We start from the raw sequence: 25,973 nt of genomic DNA on the forward strand, positions 1-25,973 counted from the left end.
AAATTCCTAATAATCGTTTATACACCTGCCTGTATTTTAGCATATAAAATATCAAGTAACAATTGTTGACTTTTGTAACCTCTGGCATTATGCTTGTTGAATAAGTTACAAAAATAAATAAATGTTACTTATTATTCAGTGTATAGGAGGCCATTTATTATGAAAGCAGCACAGATTACCAAATATTCAAAAAAGTTCACAGTAAAAGTAAACGACATTCCAGTCCCAGAAATAAGTGATAACGAAGTCTTGGTCAAGGTGAAAGCAGCGGCGGTTAATCATTTGGAATTGCTGATCGGTACCGGGAGCGTGAAGCTGATCCAGGATTATGCGTTCCCATTGGTACTCGGTAATGAGCTGACGGGTGTTATTGAAAAAGTCGGTAAGAACGTCCATGAATTTAAAGTTGGCGATGCAATTTATTCACGCCTGCCACTACAAAAAATCGGCGCCTTTGCGGAATACGCGGCGATTAATGCGGACGCCATCTGGCATTTACCCGCTAATCTCGATTTTGTGACCGGTGCTGCTGCGCCATTAACAGGATTGACTGCCTATCAAGGTTTGCATGAAGAATTAGCTGCAAAAGCTGGCGAAAGCGTGTTTATCCCCGGGGGTTCTGGATCATTTGGCCAAATGGCCATTCCTATCGCTAAAAGCATGGGGCTGAGGGTCATTGTTAGTGGAAATCCGCAAGCACGTGAACGGACAATGGCGGCTGGAGCAGACCAATATATTGATTACACGACTGAGAACTATTGGGAACAACTTCGTGATGTCGATTATGTGATGGATACCTTGGGACCAAGCGAATTTGATCATGAACTTTCGATTATTAAAGCAGGCGGGCGCCTCCTTTCTCTGCGGACCGGTCCTAACAAACGTTTCGCCGAAGACCTGGGCTTGCCAGGTTGGAAACAAAAGCTTTTCACCATTGCCGGGGCTAAGTATGACCACAAAGCGAAGAAAAAGAAGATTCAATATCATTTCATTTTTGTTCGCAGTGATGGCGAACAATTAAAGAAAATTACGAAGATTATTGAAGATAACGGGATTGTACCAGCGGTGGACCCTACAGAATACCACATTGATGATATTAATGAAGCACTAAAGCTTGTTGCTACAGGTCATCCTAAAGGAAAAGTTGTTATCCGATTTTAAGGGGAGTTACCTTATGAAGGCTGCACAAATTTCGCGGTATTCCAAAATACTGGAAGCGCAAATTAACACAGTCGCTGTTCCATCAATCACACCAACACAGGTTTTAATCAAGACTAAGGCAGCTGGTGTTGATCCACACCTTGTCTTGGCGATTACAGGCAAAGTTAAGTTATTTGATCATTACGACTTTCCACTGACTCTGGGTAACGAACTTGCTGGAGTTGTAATCGAAGTCGGCGCTAGTGTCATAGATTTTAAGGTGGGTGATCACGTGTACACCATGCCACCGCTAGATAAGATGGGGGCGTTTGCCGAATATGTCGCAGTAGATGCGGCGATTGTGGCTAAGATGCCAGCCAATCTTTCCTTTATAGAAGCAGCGGTCGTGCCATTGTCTGCTTTGACGATCATCCAGGCACTAGCCATTTTAGATGTTCGGCAAGGCGGTAAATTATTTATTCCTGGGGGTACGGGTGGCTTTGGTCAGATGGCCGTTCCTTATGCGAAGTCACAAGGACTGTCTGTGACCGTTAGTGGTAGTGGATCAGCACGTGCCTTGGCGGAGCGACTCGGGGCTGATGAGTTTATCGACTATGCAACGCAGGACTATACTGACAGGCTGACAGGCTATGATTACGTTATTGATACCCGGGGCGCCGGCGAATTTAGTAAACAAATTAAGATACTGAAGCCCGGTGGCAAATTACTGTCGTTAAACGCCGGTCCCAATGCCCGTTTCGCGAATCAAAGCACAGACTTGGCAACGGCGAAGAAGATCCTTTTCAGTTTACTGGGAGCACCTTTTGATGGGATTGCCAAATGGCAAAAGAAGAGTTATGACTTCCTGTACGTACAGCCGAATGGTCAGCAATTAGCAGCTTTCACACAGTATCTTGAAAAAACAAACATTAAGCCGGTGATTGATTCCGAGTACCCCTTTGACCAAGTGAATGCCGCGATTGCTAAGATTGCGACAGGGCATAGCCAAGGGAAAGTTCTGTTAAAAGTAGAAGATGGAGGTGAATAAATTATGGCAACTAACTATTCATATGTAGAAGCACCAAATCTAAGTATTAAGACGGCTGATGGAACAGTTTACGCGTACCGTGAACTAGGAGAGAAAACGGGTATCCCAGTCATCTTTTTCACTCATCTATCTGCTAATCTGGACAACTGGGACCCACGCGTAGTGGATTGTATTGCCAAAAAACATTGGGTCATTACATTTGATAATAAGGGTGTTGGACTTTCTAGTGGGAAAGTTCCAGATACGATTGAACAAATGGCAAGAGATGCGTTGACGTTCATTCATACATTGGGATTTGAGCAAATCGATATTTTGTCATTTTCGATGGGTGGTATGATTGCACAAGAACTTTTGGCCATCGAACCAAGACTTGTTCGTAAACTTATTTTGTCAGGAACTGGCCCGCGTGGTGGTAAAGGCATTGAAAATGTTACGAAACTTTCTGATCGTGATCTGATACGTGCCATCTTCACGTTGAGAGATATTAAAACCTATTTATTCTTCACGCGAACAGATAATGGCAAACAGAAAGCAAAAGAATTCTTGGTACGTATCAAAGAACGTAAAGAAGCGCGAGATAAGATGATGAGTATCAAAGGATATCGTAGACAACTTAAAGCCATCCACGAATGGGGAATGGCAAAACCTGCTGATTTGTCAGGAATTACGCAACCTACACTTGTAGTAAATGGTGACGATGACAGAATGGTACCTACATCAAATTCCTATGATTTGGTTCAACGGATTCCAAATAGCAAGCTCATTATTTATAAAGATTCCGGTCACGGTGGGATTTTTCAAAATCATGATGAATTTGTGAAATCAGTAATAGCATTTTTAGATAAATAACAATGGAAAATGAAAATGCCCAAATAACGATATTGATTCTCTGAAACCAATCTCACGGACAATTATGACGAAGGGTTCCTGAATAAGATTAGCAAAGCTTGTTAACGCGAATTGTTAAAATGATAGCTCGTATTAGGCTACGCAGTAGGTAGTAATATAAGCTGTAGTGAGAGAGTATGAGAGTGGATTTTGTAGGGGGTTCTTAATTGATTTTACCATTCAATAAAATTCTTTACCGATCGTTCTCAATATGTTATATTGAATAACAGGGAGGGAATAGAATGGCAAGAAGCAAAGAATTCGAAGAGAACGTGGTATTAGAAAAGGCGATGAAGCTCTTTTGGGAACAAGGCTACGAGAAGACATCTATGACGGATCTGGTCAAGCATATGGGAATTCATCGAAGAAGTTTATATGACACATTTGGCGACAAGCATACGCTGTTTCTAAAAGCAATGGACCGATTTCGCGATAAAGTAAATGCTGAGCTTGTAGGAGAAGTTAAACGCTCTAAGAATGCAACGGAGGCACTTCAACTTATTTTTAGTTACGTGATATCTGGTGAAGAAGATTCACCTTTCGGTTGTTTGATGGTGAATTCAGCGGTGGAATTGGCAATGCGTGATGCTGAGGTGGATTTAAAGACCACAGAATTGTTTACATTATCAGAACAACTGTTCAAAGATATTATTCTGTGGGGACAGCAGGATGGAGAGTTTAGCTCAGATTATAATGCCGACGATCTAGCGGAACATCTGCATGCAGTTTATGTAGGGTTAAGGGTAATGACAAGGACCTCCATACGTAAAGAAAAATTACACCGTATAGCCGATTTTTCGATTAAACTTTTAACTAAGTAATTATTGTATATATACTTGTGAAGATCGTTCCCAAATTAGCATACTTGTGCTGAATTGAAGATTCAGCCTAGAAAGATATTAGTATAATTGCCTGTGTTTATTCTAGTATGATCGTTCTTGAATGAGAACGCCGTTCTATCCCTAGAACTTTTAAAAATGAGTCACAGTTTACTGGATTTTATGAAGAATGTAATCAAAAACAAAAAAGGAGCTAATACAATGAACATTTCTGAACAAGTAGCATTTGTCACTGGAGCAAACCGGGGGCTGGGCCGTCAGCTCACTCTTGAACTTCTGTCCAGAGGGGCTAAAGTATACGCTGGTGCAAGAAATCCGGAGACTATTGATATTCCTGGAGTTACACCTGTAAAGCTTGATGTTACAAAACCGGATGAGGTTGCAGCAGCAGCAATCCTGGCTAAAGATGTTACGCTTATAATCAACAATGCAGGATCATCTACAGGCGCTTCTTTGCTGGAAGGGGATGTGGAAAAAATACAGTTGGAATTTAATACGCATTTCTTCGGTACGCTATCCATGGTTCGATCTTTTGCACCGGTCATTGAAAAAAACGGGGGAGGATCGATTTTGAATATTCTGTCCGCATTGTCTTGGTTTAGTTCGGGAACTGCGGGTGCTTATACAGCTGCGAAGGCTGCAGAATGGGCATTGACGAACGATTTACGTTTAAACTTGTATCCTCGAAATGTACGAGTAGCAGGATTACATGTAGGCTTTATGGAGACAGATATGACAACCGGTGTCGATGCTCCCAAATCGAACCCTTCAGATATCGCAAAAATAGCTATTGATGGCATCGAATCGGACAGCTTTGAAATTCTTGCGGATGATACCAGCCGGATGTTACAAGGTGCACTTGCAGGTGGCATTTCTGCACTATACCCACATCTTACTTAATCATAGTTTCTTGTTAAACAAATTTAAAGAGGAGTGTTAATAATGGAAAAACTGTGGACTAAAATAAAAGTCGGCAATTTGGAATTACCGCATCGCTTAGCGATGGCACCAATGACACGCAGCAGAGCAGAGGAAGATGGTACACCGGGAGAATTAAGCTCCCAGTATTATGCTCAAAGAGCATCGATGGGACTACTTATTACAGAAGGTGCACAACCTTCTGATGATGGTCAAGGGTACTTAAGAACACCTGGGATCTATACGGAAAAGCATATTGAAGGGTGGAAAAAGGTTACTGATGCCGTGCATGAAGCAGGCGGGTATATTTATATTCAATTAATGCATGTCGGTCGTGTGTCGCACCCTGACAATACTCCTCATCACCGGCAGCCCGTTGCACCCTCTGCAATTGCACCAGGAGTGGAAACGTTTACGGCTACAGGCATGCAGGATACCCCCGCACCACGTGAGTTGAGTAAAGAAGAGATTCAAATAACCATTGCAGATTATCGTAAAGCTGCTGCCGCTGCTATTGAAGCAGGCGCTGACGGCGTTGAAATTCATGGAGCAAACGGTTATCTAATCAACCAATTTATCGGTGAAAATTCCAATAAACGTACGGATGAATATGGTGGATCTATAGAAAATCGAGCTCGCTTCGCGATTGAAGTAGCCAAAGCCGTCATTGACGAGATCGGGGCAGAGAGAACTGGCTTCCGCATTTCGCCAGGGACCCCTCTTGGCGGGATTCAAGATGGTGAACAAGGTCCTGATCTTTATCGTTATCTGACACAGGAATTAGCAAAATTGAATTTAGCTTACCTTCATATTATGCACCTTGGAAACGATGAATTGCTTCAAGATATTCGTTCCTTATGGACGAATCCGTTGTTAGTCAATCGGGCTGGACGGGGACTGGAGAATATTGGTGTTGATATCGAGAGTGGTCTAGCTGATCTGGCACCTATTGGGGTATGGTCATTGGCTAATCCGGATTTTGTGGAACGACTTAAAGCAGGCGCTCCATTAAATGAAGCAGATCCTGCAACATTTTATGGTGGTGGAAGCAAGGGTTATACGGATTATCCTACGTTGAAAGAATTGGAATCGCAGAAGGGCTAAGGATAGTTTATATGGAAGAAAAATGGCGTACAACTTAAATTTGTGCGCCATTTATTACTTTTAAAGGGTGAATATGAATTGAAAACAATGGTTATTGTCGGTGCAGGACCAGGTCTGGGGTTCTCACTGGCCAAAATTTTTGGAAGAAATGGATTCCGTATCGCTATGGTTTCAAGAACACAGGAGAAGCTGGATCAATATGCTGAGCAGCTGGACAGGATGGGCATTGAAGCTCAGGGGTTTGCTGCCGATATTACAGACAAAATACAGCTTACCAGAGCTTTTCAAGAAATTAAGAGTACATTCGGTACAATAGATGTCATGGAGTTTAGCCCGCATAGTGGTAGTGTCTCTACGACTTCTGTACTGGATACGACGGATGAGAGCGCACTTCGAATTTTCAACAATGTTGTAGTTGGAGCCATTAATTCAGCAAGACAAGTCATTCCGGAAATGACTGAACGAGGGGAAGGGGCACTTCTTTTCACAAGCGATCTTTCAGCAATGAGTCCGAGCCCCATGTTTGGAAATTCAGGTATAGCTATGTCAGGTTTAAGAAACTATATTCTTAATTTACATGATCGTTTGCATCCTTTAGGAGTATTTGTTGGACACCTGTCTATTAGTCCTTTGATCAAAAAAGGAACAGGCTTTGATCCAGATCAAGTCGCGGAAGCTTGGTACAATCTATATGAGACAAGAACAGAGGCAGAGGATACTTTTCCAAAGGGGATCATGCAATTTATTAACTAAAGTAGAATGATCATTCTAATTAAATGAACTAAGAAGGGAATGTTGTATGTGGAATATCGTGTATTAGGTCATACGGGTCTTAAAGTAAGCAGTTTTGTATTAGGTACAGGTACATTTGGTTTTTGGGGGAACAATACGGAGAAGGACTGTGCCCCCATTCTGGATGAAGCTTTGGCTGGAGGGATTAACCTAATTGATACGGCGGATGTCTATTCTAGTGGTCAAGCAGAAGAAATTTTAGGTGAATTACTAAAAGGACGCAGACAAAGTGTTATTCTGGCCACTAAAGGCGGTATGCCCATGGGCGGTGGACAGAATCAATCTGGAAATTCAAAATATTGGATTAAACGAGCAGTAGAGGATAGTTTGAGAAGGCTTCAAACCGATTATATCGATCTGTATCAACTACATCAGCCTGATCTTAATACCGATATTGAAGAAACGCTTAGCGTACTTACGGATCTGGTCAGTGAAGGGAAGATTCGCTACATTGGCACATCCAATTTTCAGGCCTGGCAAGTTACAGAGGCTCAATGGATAAGCGAACGCAAAAATAGTGCACGTTTTGTCTCTGAGCAATCCCCGTATTCCATATTAAACCGTAGTATCGAGTTTGATCTGCTTGCTGCCACAGCGAAATACGGAAAAGGTGTTTTGGTTTGGAGCCCACTTTCGGGAGGTCTATTAACTGGTAAATACCGTTTTGGAGAAGCGGTCTCCTCCGATTCAAGAGCAGCCACCTTTGCGGGAAGTTTGCAATCTATTGTTGATCCTAATCGGGAAGAAAACCGCAGCAAGTTTGAAGCCATAGCCAAACTCCAAATGCTGGCAGAGGAAGCGGGATTAACTTTACCGCATCTTGCTATGGCATTTACGCAAGCTCATTCTTCCATTACTTCAGCAATTGTAGGGGCTAGGACAATCGAGCAGCTCCGGGAAACCTTAAAGGGTAGTGACATCCGATTAAGCAGCGATATTCTGGATGCGATCGATTCCATTGTTCCGCCTGGAGTAACTTTGGACGCGACAGAAAAAGGATGGACTCCGGGTTGGTTACAAGCAGACAAACGAAGAATTCTTCGTTAAGAATTAGTAAAGCATGTAAAGAATAAAATCAAGCATCTCGCTTGATTTTATTTATGTTTTATACATTAGTTTGCGGATCGTTGTATAATGATTGCTTGAGGTGATTACATTGGCAAGAACCAAAGAATTTGAAATTAATGAAGTATTAGATAAAGCAATTCAACTGTTTTGGATGCAAGGTTACGAGAAAACTTCAATGCAAGATTTAGTAGACTTTATGGGAATTCACAGAAGAAGTATCTATGATACTTTTGGTGATAAGCACGCTTTATATATGAAGGCACTCCAACGCTATGAGTCTACTCAAAACAAGAAAATGAGATTCTTGGTTGAGAGACAAGAACCTGTAAAGGAATTAATCCGACAATTTCTAGAGTCTTCGATGAGGAAAGAAGGAGAACCTCAAGGATGCTTCATTGTTAATTCGGGTGTGGAGCTGGGAGTACTAGATCCCGAAGTTGCATCCCTTGTTGAAGAGAGCTATTCAAAAACGGAGAAGTTGTTATATGATCTCGTTCAGGCTGGTCAGCAAAGGGGGGAGCTTAGAGCTTCACTGGAGCCTGAGGCCATTTCTCATTATTTAATGAATGCCTGGTTAGGACTTCGTACGATGGTAAAAACAGCAACGAATCAAGGGAAATTAACAAGTATTATTCATACCATACTGAACACTCTAGATTGAAACTCTTTTACTGGATTGAATAGTTCCCGATGAAACTGGGGTTTGGCCTGGATGGATTCAGCATGCCTGGTACTGCGCAGCGTGTAGTCATTTTTATTTTATGCATTTTTTCGGTTTTAACAAGTTCACTTTTCCAACCATATCTACTGGTTTCTTAGGAGAATCCAAAATCGTATGCTTCGCTGACAGTTTGTAGATAAAGTTTGATTTTTTTAAGTATCTAGAGTTACATCGCATCGTGTCCATAACCTCAAAAAATTCGATAATACAGGCGAAGACATGGAGGACCTCATCTCCATCGGCACCATCGGGCTGATCAAAGCAATTGAAAGCTACCGGCCCAACAAGGGCACGAAGCTCGCCACTTTTGCCGCCCGCTGTATAGAAAACGAAATCCTCATGCATTTGAGATCGCTTAAAAAGACCAAAAAGGACGTATCCCTGCATGATCCTATAGGGACAGATAAGGAAGGTAACGAAATTACTCTCATCGATATCCTTGGCTCCGATGCGGATGATATTGTTAAGGAAGTCGATCTGAAGATCGAGAAGAGCAAGATATATCGTAATCTGGATATTCTGGATGAACGGGAGAAGGAAGTTGTGGTTGGACGGTTTGGACTGGATACCGGTGGGGAAGAGCGGACGCAGCGGGAAATTGCGAAGGAACTTGGGATAAGCCGGAGTTATGTGTCGCGGATTGAGAAAAGGGCGCTCATGAAGCTTTATCATGAGTTTTATAAGGCGAAGCGTTGACTTTTGAAAGTGACTTGTCTGCGGATGAGTCGCTTTTTATTTTTATATACGCAGGGTATGAGTGTAAATAAATATATAATCTCCTGTTCAATTGTTATGTGCTATGAAAATCACGAAAAGTATCAGAGATATGTTTTCGTTGTTACCCATAGATTATATTTATATCCACGCTATGGATTCTGTGCTAAACCCAGCGACCGGATACAATGAAGATTGTACAATATTATCAGTGAAAATTGATAAGAATACATTAAATAGATTGAACTTTGAAAGTATTGATTGTTCTGATTCAATGCAGAACTATAAACATAATATGAAATTTTTAAAAACTGCTGGGTTTAAACCAGTTGCAAAGCTACAAATAACTTAGTTTCATGAATGCAATATTTTATTGCAGCATCTGCAAAATATAGATTACTACTTATTTATTGGGCCGCTTCGCTTTGAAATCCTTAGGGGAAAGAGCGGACGCAGAGGAACTTGTAAGGTTCTGGGGATCTCTTTGAGGATTTTTTAATGCTCGAGGCCGAATGGAAATGTGATAAACCAAAATAATTTACTGACCCTGAGAGATGAGTCCGTCAGGGTTTTGTTTTAAATTATTTACCTTACATAACGATAAGGATTTATCGTGATTCCCAAGTCTTCGAGCCCGAAGGGCATCAAGGAAAATAGCGAAATCTTTGACTTTGAGCTGACTGATGAAGATATGGGGCGGATTCGCAGGTTGGTACATGGTAAACCCGCTATATGTGAAGCTAATGAAGCTGTTTATGTAAAGCTAACACTCCTTGCGCACCATTTCTGGGTATGGAAGGGTACCAGTTGTTGGACGGTGCCTTTTTAGAGCTATATGGTTTCTGATTTATTTGGAAAGGAAAGTCTAAAAACTGGCAACGAAGTTTGAAATTAGATTTAACATGTGGATACTAAGTGAACACCATTGAAATCATAAATAATTTATCTGAAAGTCCTTCATAACGGGATTACCTATAGTGGGTATTTTGTTATAATATGGATGATTAAACTGGAGGGGGATAATGATGAATTGTTCAAGAAAAGTATTAAAACGCATATCATTCTCGATTTTATTAATTATGGTTATTGGAATGAGTACGGCTTGCGACACATCCTCGAAAAATAAGTCTTCTTTTTACGAATCCACTAACAGTACCTCTTTAGGTGATGAAGATATCCAATCCATTGCTTTAAATTCTACTGAGACAGATGTACTTAATGTTTTTGGTGAACCCGATTTTAAGGATGAAGTGAAATCACCGAAATCTGTGCATTACATTTATGGAAAGGAACAGTCCCGTTTCGATGTCGATGTCCTATTAATGAATAATAAGGTAGCGAGATATCATATAGGCAGCACTAAGTATAAAACAAACCGGAACATTACGTTAAACAACTCTAAGGAAGATGTCATTTCCGCATATGGTAAGAACTTTTATGCAAGATCCGATACAGGAGCGGAAATAATTGGTTACTTTGATAAGGTGAATGGCACTAATCTTGAATTTGGATTTTCCAAAAACAAAGTCATTACGATTATTTACTCGTATTATACATATTCTAAATGAGTTACGTAATAATGATGACATTGACTGATAAAGAATATCCGCGGCTGGAGGGGGCCAAGCTTCTCCCGGCAAAATTGGAATAGTGATATTTGGGCATGGCGATCGTTAGTCAGAGATCAAAATATAAAATTCTAGCCAAGGTCGATATGCGTTTCCAGTTTTGATGAGTTTTCAGATAGACCATTACATATTAGATACAAAACGCGAAAATAACCAATTCGTATCGGAAACGATCGTAATTGGTTATTTTTTTGACATCGTATCGTGTCCATAACCTCAAAAAATTCGACAACACCGGCGAAGACATGGAGGATCTCATCTCCATCGGCACCATCGGGCTGATCAAAGCCATCGAGAGCTACCGCCCGAACAAAGGCACGCAGCTCGCCACTTTTGCCGCCAGATGTATTGAGAATGAAAATCCTCATGCATTTGAGATCGCTTAAAAAGACCAAAAAAGATGTATCCCTGCATGATCCGATCGGGACGGACAAGGAAGGTAACGAGAATACGCTGATCGACATCCTCGGCTCTGACGCGGATGATATTGTTAAAGAAGTGGATCTGAAGATCGAGAAGAGTAAGATTTATCGTAATCTGGATATTCTGGATGACCGGGAGAAGGAAGTGGTGGTTGGCCGCTTTGGCCTCGATACCGGCGGGGAAGAGCGGACGCAGCGGGAGATCGCGAAGGAGCTGGGGATTTCGCGGAGTTATGTGTCGCGGATTGAGAAGAGGGCGCTGATGAAGCTGTATCATGAGTTTTATAAGGCGAAGCGGTGATTGTTCACACATCTTTGATTGTCCCGTCGTCCTTGACCGCCATTTTCTTGATAAGACGTTGAAGAACTTGCTTCCATACTTGTCTATCATCAACAGCTTGTTCAGCGAAGCGTGAGATTTCCTTCTTAAAGGCATGGAGTTGTACTTCCGTGTCTTTTTTGGTTTGTAAGCAGTTTGATTTTTTTTGATTTTGAACCAAAAAATCCACTTTTTAAAAAAGAAATTCCAGCGTGATTTTCTAATGTCGCAGTTATAATGAAAACAATATAAAACAGGGGGGGATAGGCAAGCTGATTACTGTGATTTAGAAGAAGTTCTTCTTGCCACGATGGACGTCGTCTCGTTTTTTCCAGATCGCATTATTTTTCAAATAATTGATAGCGCTTTAATTTTGCCAACGCCACTACCCCTCCTACTAATTAATACTTAATTGAAGGACTTGTTTCCTCCAATCCACATGCCGAATACATCCAGTGTAATGCCTATGATCATGTATGATGCCTTGTTTCCCGTCCTGTTTGAGTTTATTCGTCACATTGGAGATCATCGTGGCGAAACCTCTCGCCATGGCGATCACGAGGGATCTCAAGTTTCTGGTTAACATATTCACTGATGATCGTTTTCCTTGCTCTTACCGTTCCTGCTGTTTGTGGTATGTCGAGCTCTGTTCTCACCCCCTCCTAGTCATTCAGGTTTTAAAAGTAGCAAAAGTCTGGGGATGGGATACTTTGCATTACTTCCCCTATTCTCACGATAAGGAGATTAACATGAGGAAATTAATCGTAATGTATGTAATTGCAGTCATGATCGTTGCTTGTATACCCGGCGCAGGATATGCACAAGGGAATACAGATTTCACTCTGAGTAAAAGTGCAGAAAATGCTTTGCCTGATCAAGTGCTGAAAGTTACGTTGAATGGAAGCAACTTAAAAGGCCTCTATGCATATGAAGCTTTGATTACGTTCGATCCGGATATTGTTGAGTTGGAGAAGGCGGAATCAAAGTTGGAGGGTTTTTTTATACCGCCAAAGACAGATAACGGAAAAATGACTATAGCCTTCACAAAAATAGGAAAGAAGGCAGGAGAGCAAGGAAGCACAGCCCTGAGTACCATCGTCTTCAAAGGGAAGGCTCAGGGAAATGCCCATATTAAGCTGGTATCCGTGAAGGCACTGGATCCGAATCTGACAGTAACTGTCTACAGTTATGGAACCAAATTCGACGATCTGGCAGGCTATGAGTGGGCAAAGACGGAGATAGAAGCTCTTGCATCTTCGGGAATAATCAAGGGAACGTCAGCTACTACCTTTAGTCCGGGAGATAACATCACCAGGGCAGACTTCATTAGCTTGCTGGTTAGGGCATTTAAACTTAATGCAGAAGTAGACGGCAATTTCAATGATGTAGAACAGTCCGACTATTATTACAAAGAGGTAGGGATAGCAAAAAAACTTGGAATTGCCCAGGGAACGGGCGACAACCAGTTCGAGCCGAGGAAACGCATATCCAGACAGGATATGATGGTGGCAGCCGCACGGGCAATGAAAATTGCCGGAAGAATGCTAGACGAGTCCGTTTCAGACTTAAACAGTTTCAGTGATTCCAGTGAGGTAGCAGCTTATGCAGTAAGCCCCTTGGCCCAACTGGTCAAGCAAGGAATCATCAAGGGCTACAATGGCATGATTAAGCCAAATGATACGGCGATAAGAGCGGAAGCAGCCGTCATCATATACAGGTTATTGAACAAGTAAAAAATATGGTGGCATCCGGGGTTACATCAATAGTGCAACAATTAATTAGTAGTCAAATGCAATGGTTAACCAACTAATGGATGATGGAGGTCGTTATATGAAGATATGGAATAAACTGCTCGCAATGATGATGGTTGTAACTCTTACATTCGTATCAAACCCGGCTACGGTAAGGGTACAGGCTGCAGCAACTACGCTCACTCCAGCATTGGCTAAAACGCCTGGCAACGGCAATCCGCTATTTACACAAAAGTTTGGTGCCGATCCATTTGCGATGGTTTATAACGGCAGAGTTTATGTGTACATGACAAATGATGTATTGGAGTACAATGCTGACGGGACAGTTAAGGATAACGGTTACAGTAAGATCAATAAGATTACGGTTGTTTCGTCCGATGATATGGTGAACTGGACAGACCACGGTGAAATCCTTGCAGCCGGGCCACAAGGTGCGGCAAAATGGGCAAACAACTCCTGGGCACCGTCGGCTGCACATAAAACGATAGATGGCAAGGAGAAGTTCTTCCTTTATTTTGCGGATAATGGAAGCGGCATTGGTGTGCTCACAGCGGATAGTCCGATCGGACCATTTACAGATCCAATTGGAAAGCAATTAGTAAGTAGAAGTACTCCTGGGGCTAGTGATGTTACATGGCTGTTTGACCCTGCAGTACTGGTTGACGATGATGGAAGCGGTTACTTATATTTCGGCGGCGGTATTCCGGCGGGGAAAGATGCTGACCCGGGAACCGCACGTGTTGCTAAGCTTGGTGCGGATATGATCAGTTTGGATCTGGACGCTAGCGGCGGTACTCTTGGACGAATCAATCCGCCGTGGTTGTTTGAGGATTCAGGCATCCACAAATATAACGGGAAGTATTATTACTCCTATTGTACTAACTTCTCTAGCGGGCATCCGTCGGATATCCCTACGGGAACAATTGCCTATATGGTAAGTGACAACCCAATGGGGCCGTTTACCTTTGTCAAAACAATACTGCCAAACCCTGCTACCTTCTTTGGTGCTGGAGGTAACAACCACCATGCGATTTTTGAATTCAACAACCAGTGGTATGTAACCTACCACGCGCAGACCCTTGCAAAAGCAATGGCAGAGAGTGGTTTATATCCACAAATGGGCGGGCAACCTCATGGATACCGTAACGCACACATCAATAAGGTAAGTTTTGATGCAAACGGAGTCATTCAGAATATTACAGGTGATTATACAGGTGTTCCGCAGTTAAAAAATCTTGATCCCTATACAAGGGTTGAGGCAGAAACCATAGGTTGGAATGGAGGAATATCCACTGAAAGCAGTACCGAACCCGGAGGTATGGTAAGCAGTATAAATCTGGCTGTGAGCAACATAAATGATGGGGACTGGACGGCCGTATCCAAAGTTGATTTTGGAGCTACAGGCGCCGGAACATTTAAAGCCAAGGTTGCAAGTGGTTCGGGCGGCGGAAACATAGAGCTGTATCTTGATAGTGCTGATGGCACATTGATCGGGACACTTCCAATTTCCAACACAGGCGGAGAAAATAGTTGGAAGACAAAAACAACAAGTGTTTCTGGTGCTACAGGAGTCCATGATCTATACATGGTATACAAGGGATCATCAACAGGTAATCTCTTCAAGGTAGATTCTTGGCAGTTCGAGCAAAAGAGCGCTGCTCATGATCTAGTTGCAATCAACGCATCCATCGATAAACAAAAGATTGATATTGTTTCAGGAACCAATCAGGCAAACATGAAGGTTTCAGCCATATACGCCGATGGAACAAGTACAGAAGTTACTGCTGAGGCCGTTGCAACACCGGAACAAAGTGGTATTGTAAGCATAAATAACGGAGTTGTCACTGGGGTGGGCTATGGCTCCACAAGCATTGACGTAAACTACGGCGGAAAAACTGACACTTTTAATATACTTGTGAAAGATTTGAACAGTGAACTGACGGTAAAGAAGATTACCGTTGACAATGCTTCAGTTGTATTGGATTCTGGCAAAACTGCAACATTTAAAGTAACAGCAGAATATGTTGATGGACAAACGGAAGATGTAACAAAAACAGCAACTTATAGCAATCCAAGTCCTGCTATTGCGGATGTTGCGGGCGGTACAATAACGGCTAAAGCAAGCGGAACAACCAATGTTACTGTAAGCTTTAAGGGGGCATTGGGTGCTGCTGTAACAGCTCAAATTACTGTAACTGTCAATACGCCTGCCGTAGTGGCTATTGACGCCGAAACAGCAGCAGAAAACTCAGTCACTGCCTATGTATATGGCACCATAAACAACCATACCTGGTCGCTTGTTGACGGACAGTCCACGAAAGCTATGTTTTTCGGGCCTAACAATGGGTTCACTACGTCAGCTACGGATGCAGCCTCTCTCGCTGTCAATTCCAGACTTGGGTATAAAATCAACTTTACGACTGCAGGAACCTATAACGTTTGGATACTTGTCAAGACGCTTGGATTCGATTCGGACTCCATCCACGTTGGATTAGATAATCAGTATAAATTCACTAGCAATGGTATTGAGGGTGTTAGCGGTGGTCAGTTTAAATGGGCTAATATCAGTGGTAACAGCGGCGGTATATTTGGTGGAGCTACTTTGAATGTTACTGCTGGCGAGCATGAATTGAACTTCTGGGGAAGGGAAGATGGACTTGCAATAGACCGGATCTATTTAACCACAAGCAGCTCAACCGCAGATCCTGTCTGGCCACCAAGCAATGTATCCGTGACAGGAGTAACACTTGACAAGAGTACATTAAGCTTGGCGACAGGTTCAACCGAAACACTTACGGCAACAATAACCCCTGCAGATGCAACAAACAAAACAGTAACCTTCTCATCAAACGATACTGGTGTTGCAACCGTAACGGGTGCTGTTTATGATTCTTCAACAGGTACAACAAGTATAACCGTTCATGCAATAGCTGCAGGAAATGCAGTCATTACGGTAACAACAGCAGATGGTAATCAAACAGCGGTAAGTAATGTAACGGTAACACCAGCTGTTGAGCCTCAAGTACCTACAGCTGCACTTTCAGCAGACAGCAGTGTGAATCCTGGAAGCAGCTTTATAGTGGCAGTAAGCCTGAACAATGCGGAACAAAGGGTTTTTGCCGAGGATATCACCCTGACCTATGATTCCAACATATTTGAATATGTGAGTGCGGCAGGTGCAGACAACAGCATCCAGATTGTTACAGAGGACAAAGCCACTGCGGGAAAAGTTAGGCTCATTGCCGCCAATATCGGAGGGGTATCTGGAGCGAGCACGCCGGTTCTGAATCTCACCTTCAAGGTAAAGGCCGGTGTTCAGAATACGACCGGAACGATTGCAGCTGCCGGGGCCAAGCTTGGCATGGCTCCTGAGGGGACCGTGATTGAGGCGGCTCTTAGCAGTAAGAGCATTTCAATAGGCCGTATTGAAGTGGTTGTAGATAAGACAGCTTTGACAACAACCATTACGAAGGCACAGAGCCTGTATGACGCTTCAGTAGTGGGCACACTGCCTGGTCAATACCCGCAGGCAGCCAAAGATACATTAGGTGCTGCCATCAACGCAGCAAAAGCTGTAAAAGACAACCAAAGTGCGACACAGTCCCAGGTTGACAGTGCCGTAACTGCACTCATCAGTGCAAAAGAAACCTTCGAGGCAGCGGTTATTAAGGCAGCGTCTGCAGACCTTAACAATGACAAAATCATCAATGTAGGTGACCTTGCGATTGTAGCTTACTATTACGGCAAGGACTCCACCAGCCCTGATTGGGCGAAGGCCAAGATCGCCGATCTGAACGGCGATAATAAGGTCGATATTATTGATCTTGCGTATGTTGCAACCAAGATACTCGAATAAGTGTGAAGATACTATAATTTTAAGAACGCTCATTTGAGCGAACGGGACACAGCAGTGGATCAAGATAACTTGATCCACTGCTGCTTTTCATACTTTTCATGGAATATGAAATCCTGATGCATTTGAGATCGCTTAAAAAGACTAAAAAGGACGTATCCCTGCATGATACGACCGGGACGGACAAGGAAGGTAACGAGATTACGCTGATCGATATCCTCGGCTCTGACGCAGATGATATTGTGAAGGAAGTGGATCTGAAAATCGAGAAGAGTAAGATATATCGTAATCTGGACATCTTGGATGATTATAAGGCGAAGCGTTAGATAAATTTAAAGAGGCCTGTTAAACGACAGGTCTCTTTAAATTTATGTTGGTTAACTGATCAGTGAAAGTAATTCGAAGATGTTATTTGTTATGTTACTATGCTAATTCCGAGATTGTCGGGTCAGATTTAAGAGGTTGGAATTCGGAAGAGTCAATTGATCTGTTAAGTAAGGTAGAGAATAACCAATACCGGTCTGCTTCTGTAATCTTCAAGTCACTCAAACGAACTATACTATTAGCGGAAAAGGTATTGAAATTATATAAATCGTGATTAATGCGAAAATTGTTTCGAAATTGATTAGGCCCTGATCCTAGCTAGTAACTCCCCGGGATCAAATGGTTTTAAAAGATAATCGTCTGCCCCGCTGTCTAATAAGTTAGCTCACAAATGTGCCGATTTAAGTTAATGGAAAACGAAAAAACCTCTGAATGAGTAGGAGGTTCTTTATTGTGTCTATTGCGAAGCAGCAAAGAGTATGATATTTTTAACTTAAAGTTTACACATGGTTAATCATTATCATATTGTAATCTTTTCCTTATTTTCGGAAGAAGGTGAAGAAACGCATACCTTAATTTAACCTTCTGCCTGGTACTGATATTTAAACTAGTGAAATTGAACAAAAAACAAGGATTCAAATGATTAAATATGAAAAGGCTCCGGGTTGGATGGCATCTTATAATGAAAGCGGAATCAATAATAAAACGCAATGGAGAGTATTCCGGTGTATTGATTTTTTTGCGAATCATGTAAGCGATTAAATAAAGGGAGATGGATGTTATGTCAACGACGAATTTAGCGAAGGAACTGCCAGTGCTCGGGGTGGTGAAGCCGCAAGCAGACGGTAAGCTCAGCTTCAAGGAAAGAATCAGCTATGGTCTTGGGGATCTAGGCTCCAACCTCATGTGGGGGATTGTCGGAAGCTTTCTGCTGTACTTCTATACTGACGTTGCATTAATTCCGGTAGCGGCTACAGGGACTCTGATTCTGGTTGCACGGATTCTGGATTCAATCATTGACCCGGTTATCGGTGGCATGGTCGACCGGACCAATACGAAGTACGGCAGATCGAAGCCGTATATCCTGTTTGGCATTATCCCGTTTGCCATTATGCTGATTCTGACCTTCACCAGCCCTGACATTTCTGTAACCGGCAAAATCATTTACGCCTCCGTTACATACATTATCGCCGGTCTGCTGTACTCCCTGGTGAATGTACCTTACGGCGCGCTTATGCCAATGATGACCAGAAGCGGGGAAGAGAAAAATCAGCTTTCCAGCTTCCGGATGGTCGGTATGGCTGTCGGCAGTATTATTGTAACCGCTTTAACAACACCTATGGTCGAGTTTTTCGGCGGGGGTAATGAGAAGACCGGTTATCTGTTTACTACTGTCGTATTTGCCGTCCTTAGCGCCATTATGTTCCTTGTAGTCTATAAAAATTGTAAAGAACGTTATGTAGAGCCTGTATCTGCTGTTAAACAAAAAGGGGCCTTGCTTCAGACTTATAAAAGCGCATTCAAGAATACACCTTGGGTAGCTACGATATTGTTCTCGCTGCTGCTCTTCGTCCGGACAGGTGCCATTGTCTCGATTACCATCTATTTCTGCCTGCATGTGCTGCACAACCCGGGGATGATCTCTATCCTGCTTCCGTCGCTGTATGTGTCTATACTGTTCTCTGCTGCTATTACTCCAGCGTTCCTGCGGAAGTTCAAACAGCGTAAGGGCAACATTATCGCCAATGTTTGTTTTATGATCGGAGTAGCTATCATGCCGATGCTTGAAAATAATATGACCCTGTTCGTGGGTGTATGGTTCCTGGCTAATGTGATCGGCGGAATTAGCTCCGGTGCCGTGTTCAGTATGATAGCTAATTCCGTCGACTACAACGAATGGAAATTCAACAAAAAAGCCGAAGGTACCCTGTACGCAGGATACAGCTTTGCAACAAAAGTCGGAATGGCACTGGGCAGCGCTGTTGTCGGATATACACTGGCTATGTCCGGCTATAATGCTGAAAAGGTATCACCAGAGGCTTCCTCTGCCATCAATGTATTATTCTTTGCGATTCCGCTTGTGTGTACGGTACTGCAGATTATTGCCGTTTCCTTCTACAAGCTGGATGCCATTCATCCGCAGGTTGTCCGTGAACTGGAACAAAGAAGAAGCGCCGTATAACTACGCTATAAACGGTATACCAAAACTGGAATTTTGCAATGCTGTAAGGTTTCGGACTTATAGCATTGCTTTTTTTTACAACCAAAGGTTACTGTTAGTAAATGATTAAACGAGAGTACGGAATTAGGAGGAGAAGTGTGCAATGGATAAAAGTGAAAAGCTGTACGTAGGCATTGATCTGGGAGGGACCTCGGTTAAGGTGGGTTTGTGCAATCGTCACGGGGAACTGCTGGCTGTATACGAAGGGCCGACTGAAGCAGAAAAACGCGCCGAAGGCGTGTTGCAGAACATTGAGCTGTATGTGAGAGAGCTTGTGGGACGTGAAGGCTGTGACTGGGAGCAGATTGCCGGAATCGGAGCGGGAATTCCCGGATTTCTGGATATGGAGACCGGTGTGGTCAAGGCTTCTCCCAATCTGGGCTGGAAGGATGTGCCGGTCAAAGCCATTCTGGAAGAAAGACTCGGCAAAGAAGTGCGGATCGACAATGATGCCAATGTGGCTGCACTCGGGGAAGTATGGAGCGGTGCCGCTGCGGGAATCCCGAATGCGGTATGCTATACACTTGGAACAGGCGTAGGCGGCGGCATTATTATCAAGAATGTGCTCTGTCAGGGCTACAGCGGCATGGGCGGCGAAATCGGGCATTTGGGTGTTGTGCCTGCAGAGGAAGCCATTACCTGCGGCTGCGGCCAAAAGGGGTGCCTTGAAACTGTATCCTCCGCTACAGGGATTATCTACATGGCAAAAGAAGCAGTGATCCGCGGTGAAAAAACCTCACTCGCCCATATCCGTGAAATCACCGCGAAGGATGTGCTGGACGCGGCCAAAGCCGGCGATCAGGCCGCGGTACGAATTGTGGACCGGGCTGCAGATTATCTGGGTAAATCCATGGCACTGCTGTCGGTCGTGGTCAATCCGCAGCGTTTTGTGATCGGCGGCGGTGTAGCAAAGGCAGGCAGCTTCCTGCTGGATCAGATCGACCATCACTTCCGTAAGTATGCACTGGAGAATGCCAAGGCGAATGTGGATATTGTACCGGCTATCCTGGGCAACAATGCTGGCGTGGTAGGTGCGGCCGGGCTTCATGTATTCGGATGAGCAACATGAAGGTTAATACACGGAATTCCTTATTCGTCAAAATCCTGCTGATCTCTTTGATATGTATGACCGTTCCAATGACCTTCTCTCTTTTGTATGCCAATGATTCCGTCTCCAAAACCCTGTACACAGAAAGTGCCGGTTCAGTAGCAGCTATTGCCAGTGAAAAGAGAAGTGAAATCGATCTGGCAATCGGCCAGATTATGGACCAGTCGGTAAGTATTGCTTCCCAGCCGTATATTGTTGACTATATGAAGGGAACGGGTCAACCTGGAAAGTCTGCCGGTGTCATAAAGGCGCGGATCTCAGATTATCTGAAGGATGTGGTGCAGACCTCCAACGGGCTCTATGAAAATATTTTTATCGTCGGGCTGGAAGGGACTATTCTTATCGACGGAATCGGCGGAGATTCAACCGGTAGCAGTGTCGGCGGGGCCGCCCGGAGCTGGCTGCAGGAGGCGGAAGCGAATAAAGGGTCAGTGATTACCGAGACAGCCCAGCAGTCACCTGTAACGGGACGGCCTGTAATTACTAACGCAGTGATTATCCCGGGTATAGCAGAAGGAGATTCCGCGGGCCTGCTGGTTACATCCATTGATCTGGGGGAGCTTGCCGGTAAAGTGAATCAGACTGGGAGCGGACCGGAGCTCAAGACGATGCTGGTCAACGGGGCGGGACTGGTCGTTTCGGCTGCTGAACCGGAGTATATTTTATCCTTGGATTTAAGCAAGCAGCAGGGTGATCTTCTTGATTATTACAACGGGTTCAAATCCAGCCATTCGGGGTCCGGGGCTTTTACCCTTGAAGGTGTCCCGTACATAAGCGCTTATGAAAAAAGCAGGATCCAGGATGTATATGCAGTTTCATATACTCCGATGAGCAAATACACTGAAAAAGCCGAAGAGCTGAATAATAAGCTGATCTTTGTCATGCTGGCGGCGATTCTGCTGTTTTCGCTTATTATTACCGGCTTTGCCCGGTCGGTAACGAAGCCGATTGCGGCCGGCTCAGCTTATCTCAGAGAAATGGCAGCAGGCAACTGGCAAATTGAGCTTCCTGTCCGGTATATGAATAAAAAGGATGAAACCGGCCTGCTTATGAGATCGGTGCATCAGATGCAGCAATCTCTCCGTGAAGCCATCGGTACCGTCAAGCAGGAGTCCGATAAGCTGAAGGAGAATGTGGACACGGCCAAAGGCAGTATTTCCGAGCTGAACAGGCAGATCCGGACGGTCTCGGAGATCACGCAGGAGATGTCGGCAAGTACGGAGGAAACGGCTGCGGCTGCCGATGAACTGAGGTTCATGGCATGTGAGACAGAGTCTGCGGTGCAGGCCATGGCTGAAAATGCCGTAAGAGGGGCTGCGGACTCCCGCTCCATTTACACGCGTGCGCTTGGACTGAAGGAAGGGACAGAGCAGTCGAAGGAGAAGGCAGCCTTTCTTTTGCAGAATCTCAAGGAGAACCTGAACTCGGCTATTGCTCATTCCCAGTCTGTACACCGGATTAATCTGCTGGTGCAGACGATACTCGGAATTGTCTCGCAGACGAATATTCTTGCGCTGAATGCAGGAATTGAGGCCGCGCGGGCCGGGGAGACAGGCAAAAGCTTCGCCGTTATTGCCGGTGAAATCCGCAAGCTGGCACAGCAATCGGGCAGATCGGCAGCCGAAATCCGTGAAGTGGCCGCGGAAGTTCTGAAGGCTGTTGACAATCTGACCCATTGCTCCCGGGAGGCAATTCTCTTTATGGATCAGACGGTGCTACAGGATTATGAGTTGCTTGTCAGCAGCGGAGAGCAGTATTACCGGGATGCCGCATTTTTTGAGGAGCTGCTTGATACATTCAGCCAGACAGCTGGGGAAATCCGGACATCCATACATAGCATGGCGGTCAGTATCAGTGAGATTACCCAGGTTAACAGCCAGTTCGCCCTGGATACTGGATTGATCGCAGAGCAGGCGAATGGGATTCTGCAGCAGAGCGTGGTAGTGGCCGGTACTGCCGGGCAGACAGAAGAAAGCGCGGAGGAGCTGAGAAACGGGATTGCCCGCTTCCAGGTGTAGTCCGGCTTGCTTTTTACACCCCCCTGTATTATCCTAACAATGATTAACTACGGATTAATGGTTTACTATTAAACATGGGGGAGATGTATTATGGCTACGACTTGGCATCAGGATGTGCGGAACCGGAACCGTGAAGAGTTCATTCTGGCCGGACAGCATACGCTGATTGAGCGCAATTTTACTAATGTAGGTCTTAAAGAGATATGCGAACGGGCGAATCTGAGCAAGGTTACCTTCTATAAATGCTTCAATTCTTTGGACGAGCTGATCTTTGCGGTGCAGCAGAAAATACTGGGTGAGCTGACGGTGTTCATTGAAGAGCATTCTTCTTCCCGGAGCAGCGGCCTGGAGAGTGTGGAGGGATACCTGGATGTCTGGGTTCAGTTTCTGGAGAACCATCCGGATTATTTGAAATACATCGGATTTTTTGACCACACCTACCGTGACCATTATCCGAACGAGGAGCTGCAGGCGACCTACAGGGAACTGGTCAGCGACGGTACCATCGGGCGGGTGCTGCAAAATTATATTGAGCAGGGTGTGCGGGACGGCTCGATTCGCCCTGAGCTGCAGCTGCAGAAGACCAGCCTGTTCATCTTTGAAATGATCATCAGCCTGATGCAGCGTCTGGCCTTCCGCGGCAAGCTGCTGCAGGAGGAGCATGGAGTCGATGTGAAGGAACTCGCGGACACTTCCAAGGCGTTTGTATTGCATTATTTGAAAAGGTAGTTTGAGTGGTGGACGCATATAGCAGATATGCCGTCGGTTAACGGCCGATCTAGCGGATTCCTTGGGGAATCCGCTTTTTTGTGCGCTTCTAACCGGGTGGCAGGAGGTGCGCCCTCGGGCCAAACGAGCCAATCACAGGCAAAAATGCCGTTGATTCCGCCCCGGCTGGCTGCTCGCCCCGTAGAAATGTGTGCGTTTTCCCTTGCAAAGCAAGACAAATAGTGATAAAGTAATATTAAAGAGTTACTTATAGTTAACCATTAATTATAGATAAACTATTACTGGCTTATTAGGAAAGGAAGCGCGCATATGAAGCTGGGAATTATTGCTGCAGTCAACGAGGAAAGCTTTGTTCAGGCCAAAAGCAGAGGTTTGAGTTTTCTGGAATTCACCATTAATGAGGGAGATAACGTAGACGAATTTACCAGTCAGGTTGAACAGATTGCTGAGTGGTCTTCCAAGTATGGTATTGAGGTCGGATCAATCGGACGCTGGAAATCGCTTCGGATAGACACGCATGGCGCGATTATCCGTGAAGAGCTGGAGCGTTGCTTCAGGCTGATTGATGCTGCAGCCCGGCTGAATTGCCCGAGCTTCGTGGCCGGCTGCAACTATGTGGAAGAGCTGTCGCTATATGAGAATTGCACGGCGGCGATCGCTTTTTTCAGCGAACTGATTGCCTATGCCAAGCCGAAGAACGTCGCCGTCTCCTCCTATAACTGCCGTAAAGTAAACTTTGTAAATACCCCGGATATCTGGCGGATCATTCATGGACATCTGCCGGAGCTGGGCATTAAATTTGATCCGTCGCATGCCCGTTTCTTCGGAGGGGACTATCTGCAAGAGACGCTGGACTGGGGGCACCGGTTCACCCATGTGCACCTCAAAGGCTCACTGCTTGTGAACGGACAGAAGGTGGATGAGCCGCCGGCCGGGATGGACCAGACCGACTGGCCTTCATTTATAGCTACACTGAGAGCAGCCGGATATGACGGCGGACTCAGTATAGAGCCGCGCAAATCGGCGCTTCCGGACTATCTGGCTGACAAAGGCATTGATTTCTCCGTGTCCTATTTCAAAAAGCTGCTGCTTGAAGATTAAGAAGAGGTGATTACATTGACAGATAAATTAAAGTACGCGCTGATCGGCGCAGGCGGCAATGCCGAGAAGAAGCATATCCACGGCTATCTGGCCCTTGAGGATGTTGAGGTTGTTGCCGTCTGCGATATTGATGCAGGCAAGGCAACCCGGATGGCAGAGAAGTACAATGTGCCGGGTGTATACAGTGACTATAAGGAGATGTTCCTCAAAGAACGTCCCGATATCGTCAGTATTGTTACGCCTAACTACCTTCATGCGGAAATTACCGAATTCGCTTTGGCACATGGCGCCCATGTCCACTGCGAGAAGCCGCTCAGCATCAGCAGTGAGGAGGCCAGCCGCATTATTGCTGCCCGCGACCGTTCCGGCAAGCAAGTCATGATCGGCCTTAACAACCGGTTCCTTAATGAAGCTGTCTTCCTGAAAAAGTGGATTGATGACGGGAATCTCGGCAACATCTACAATGCCAAAGCCGGCTGGATCCGCCGCAGCGGCATCCCGGGCAGAGGAACCTGGTTCACCGATAAGGACCGTTCCGGCGGCGGGGTTATGATTGACCTGGGCGCCCACTATCTGGATCTTGCTCTGTACTTTATGGGCTTGCCCAAGGTTTCCTATGTGGCCGGCAGCATCCACCAGAACTTTGTCCATACAACCGCCCGGAACCGCAACGGCTACAAAGGGATTGAAGGCGGACTGTTTAACGTGGAGGATGCGGCAACCGGTTACCTCGGACTGGTAAACGGGGCCAGCCTGTCGTTTGATTTCAGCTGGGCTTCCAATATTGAAGAGGACCGTTTCTACGTGGAGCTAATGGGCTCAAAAGGCGGAGCCAGCCTTGTTAACGGGCAGCTGAAGCTGTTCGGCGAAAGCTCGGATATCTGTCTGGATATTACCCCCAAGCTGAAGCTGAACCCGACGCTGCAGCTGAAGAACGAGTTCCGGCATTTTGTTGACAGTATCCGGCATGGAGGCAGTACGCTGATTGCTCCGGCGGAAGACGGCCTGTATTTTGCTGAAATCGTAGATGCATTCTATCAAAGCGCTGCAGCTGGTGCACCGGTTATTTTGAAGCAGGAGCAGCCGGTAGCGGCGGTCAGATAAAGCTTTAATATTGTACGCGGCATGCGGCATTCCGGAGGGGAAAACCCCGGGATGGCGCATGTTTTTACTTTGAATTGATAGCGGTTACAAAATGATTGAAAATCTGCAAAATAACCACTTGCCAAACAAAAGCGGGAGTGATATTGTATGAACAGGAAGTTTA

Annotated in this window: 18 protein-coding genes and 3 pseudogenes; all 21 read left to right on the forward strand. The window is 44.8% G+C overall.

Annotated elements, in window-relative coordinates:
• The first annotated feature begins 159 nt into the window (after positions 1-159).
• Entirely contained in the window at positions 160-1,161 is a 1,002-nt protein-coding gene (locus QU597_RS06920; protein WP_310831955.1) for an NADP-dependent oxidoreductase, read from the forward strand.
• A gap of 13 nt (positions 1,162-1,174) precedes the next feature.
• Positions 1,175-2,188: an NADP-dependent oxidoreductase gene (locus tag QU597_RS06925; RefSeq protein ID WP_310831956.1), complete on the forward strand. Its 1,014-nt coding sequence runs from the start codon at positions 1,175-1,177 to the stop codon at positions 2,186-2,188.
• 3 nt (positions 2,189-2,191) lie between these two features.
• Positions 2,192-3,037, forward strand: a complete 846-nt coding sequence (locus QU597_RS06930) for an alpha/beta fold hydrolase (protein WP_310831957.1) — start codon at positions 2,192-2,194, stop codon at positions 3,035-3,037.
• A gap of 281 nt (positions 3,038-3,318) precedes the next feature.
• On the forward strand, positions 3,319-3,897 hold the full coding sequence (locus tag QU597_RS06935) for a TetR/AcrR family transcriptional regulator (protein ID WP_310831958.1): 579 nt from the start codon (positions 3,319-3,321) through the stop codon (positions 3,895-3,897).
• Positions 3,898-4,116: 219 nt separating this feature from the next.
• Positions 4,117-4,815 carry an SDR family oxidoreductase gene (locus tag QU597_RS06940; protein WP_310831959.1) on the forward strand — a complete coding sequence of 233 codons (699 nt, stop codon included), beginning with the start codon at positions 4,117-4,119 and terminating at the stop codon, positions 4,813-4,815.
• 42 nt (positions 4,816-4,857) lie between these two features.
• The gene (locus tag QU597_RS06945; RefSeq protein ID WP_310831960.1) at positions 4,858-5,937 is read left to right on the forward strand and encodes an alkene reductase; all 1,080 of its coding nucleotides are present in this window, start codon (positions 4,858-4,860) and stop codon (positions 5,935-5,937) included.
• 87 nt (positions 5,938-6,024) lie between these two features.
• A complete protein-coding gene (locus QU597_RS06950) occupies positions 6,025-6,690 on the forward strand; it encodes an SDR family NAD(P)-dependent oxidoreductase (RefSeq protein ID WP_310833250.1) in 666 nt (221 codons plus the stop codon).
• 39 nt (positions 6,691-6,729) lie between these two features.
• Complete coding sequence (locus QU597_RS06955) at positions 6,730-7,776, forward strand: aldo/keto reductase (protein WP_310831961.1); 1,047 nt, start codon at positions 6,730-6,732, stop codon at positions 7,774-7,776.
• Between the two features lie 109 nt (positions 7,777-7,885).
• Complete coding sequence (locus QU597_RS06960; RefSeq protein ID WP_310831962.1) at positions 7,886-8,458, forward strand: TetR/AcrR family transcriptional regulator; 573 nt, start codon at positions 7,886-7,888, stop codon at positions 8,456-8,458.
• Positions 8,459-8,701: 243 nt separating this feature from the next.
• Positions 8,702-9,214 (forward strand): annotated as a pseudogene (sigK, locus tag QU597_RS06965) (RNA polymerase sporulation sigma factor SigK); the annotation flags it as partial.
• Between the two features lie 1,040 nt (positions 9,215-10,254).
• A complete protein-coding gene (locus tag QU597_RS06975; protein WP_310831963.1) occupies positions 10,255-10,800 on the forward strand; it encodes a hypothetical protein in 546 nt (181 codons plus the stop codon).
• A 269-nt stretch (positions 10,801-11,069) separates the two neighbouring features.
• Positions 11,070-11,583, forward strand: a pseudogene (sigK, locus tag QU597_RS06980) (RNA polymerase sporulation sigma factor SigK); the annotation flags it as partial.
• Positions 11,584-12,350: 767 nt separating this feature from the next.
• Positions 12,351-13,334, forward strand: a complete 984-nt coding sequence (locus QU597_RS06985) for an S-layer homology domain-containing protein (protein WP_310831964.1) — start codon at positions 12,351-12,353, stop codon at positions 13,332-13,334.
• Positions 13,335-13,431: 97 nt separating this feature from the next.
• Positions 13,432-17,208, forward strand: coding sequence for a carbohydrate-binding protein (locus tag QU597_RS06990; protein ID WP_310831965.1), 3,777 nt, complete (start codon positions 13,432-13,434; stop codon positions 17,206-17,208).
• Positions 17,209-17,306: 98 nt separating this feature from the next.
• Positions 17,307-17,513: pseudogene (locus tag QU597_RS06995) on the forward strand (RNA polymerase subunit sigma-70); the annotation flags it as partial.
• Positions 17,514-18,310: 797 nt separating this feature from the next.
• Positions 18,311-19,711, forward strand: coding sequence for a glycoside-pentoside-hexuronide (GPH):cation symporter (locus QU597_RS07000; protein WP_310831966.1), 1,401 nt, complete (start codon positions 18,311-18,313; stop codon positions 19,709-19,711).
• Positions 19,712-19,853: 142 nt separating this feature from the next.
• The gene (locus QU597_RS07005) at positions 19,854-20,810 is read left to right on the forward strand and encodes an ROK family glucokinase (protein ID WP_310831967.1); all 957 of its coding nucleotides are present in this window, start codon (positions 19,854-19,856) and stop codon (positions 20,808-20,810) included.
• A gap of 5 nt (positions 20,811-20,815) precedes the next feature.
• Positions 20,816-22,876 (forward strand): methyl-accepting chemotaxis protein, encoded by a 2,061-nt coding sequence (locus tag QU597_RS07010; protein ID WP_310831968.1) that lies wholly within the window; start codon positions 20,816-20,818, stop codon positions 22,874-22,876.
• A gap of 90 nt (positions 22,877-22,966) precedes the next feature.
• Complete coding sequence (locus QU597_RS07015; RefSeq protein WP_310831969.1) at positions 22,967-23,605, forward strand: TetR/AcrR family transcriptional regulator; 639 nt, start codon at positions 22,967-22,969, stop codon at positions 23,603-23,605.
• Positions 23,606-23,914: 309 nt separating this feature from the next.
• On the forward strand, positions 23,915-24,706 hold the full coding sequence (locus QU597_RS07020; protein ID WP_310831970.1) for a sugar phosphate isomerase/epimerase family protein: 792 nt from the start codon (positions 23,915-23,917) through the stop codon (positions 24,704-24,706).
• Positions 24,707-24,721: 15 nt separating this feature from the next.
• Entirely contained in the window at positions 24,722-25,810 is a 1,089-nt protein-coding gene (locus QU597_RS07025; protein ID WP_310831971.1) for a Gfo/Idh/MocA family protein, read from the forward strand.
• The last annotated feature ends 163 nt before the right edge of the window (positions 25,811-25,973 follow it).

Origin of the sequence: Paenibacillus pedocola (assembly GCF_031599675.1) — a bacterium.
GTDB classification, from domain to species: Bacteria; Bacillota; Bacilli; order Paenibacillales; family Paenibacillaceae; genus Paenibacillus_AQ; species Paenibacillus_AQ pedocola.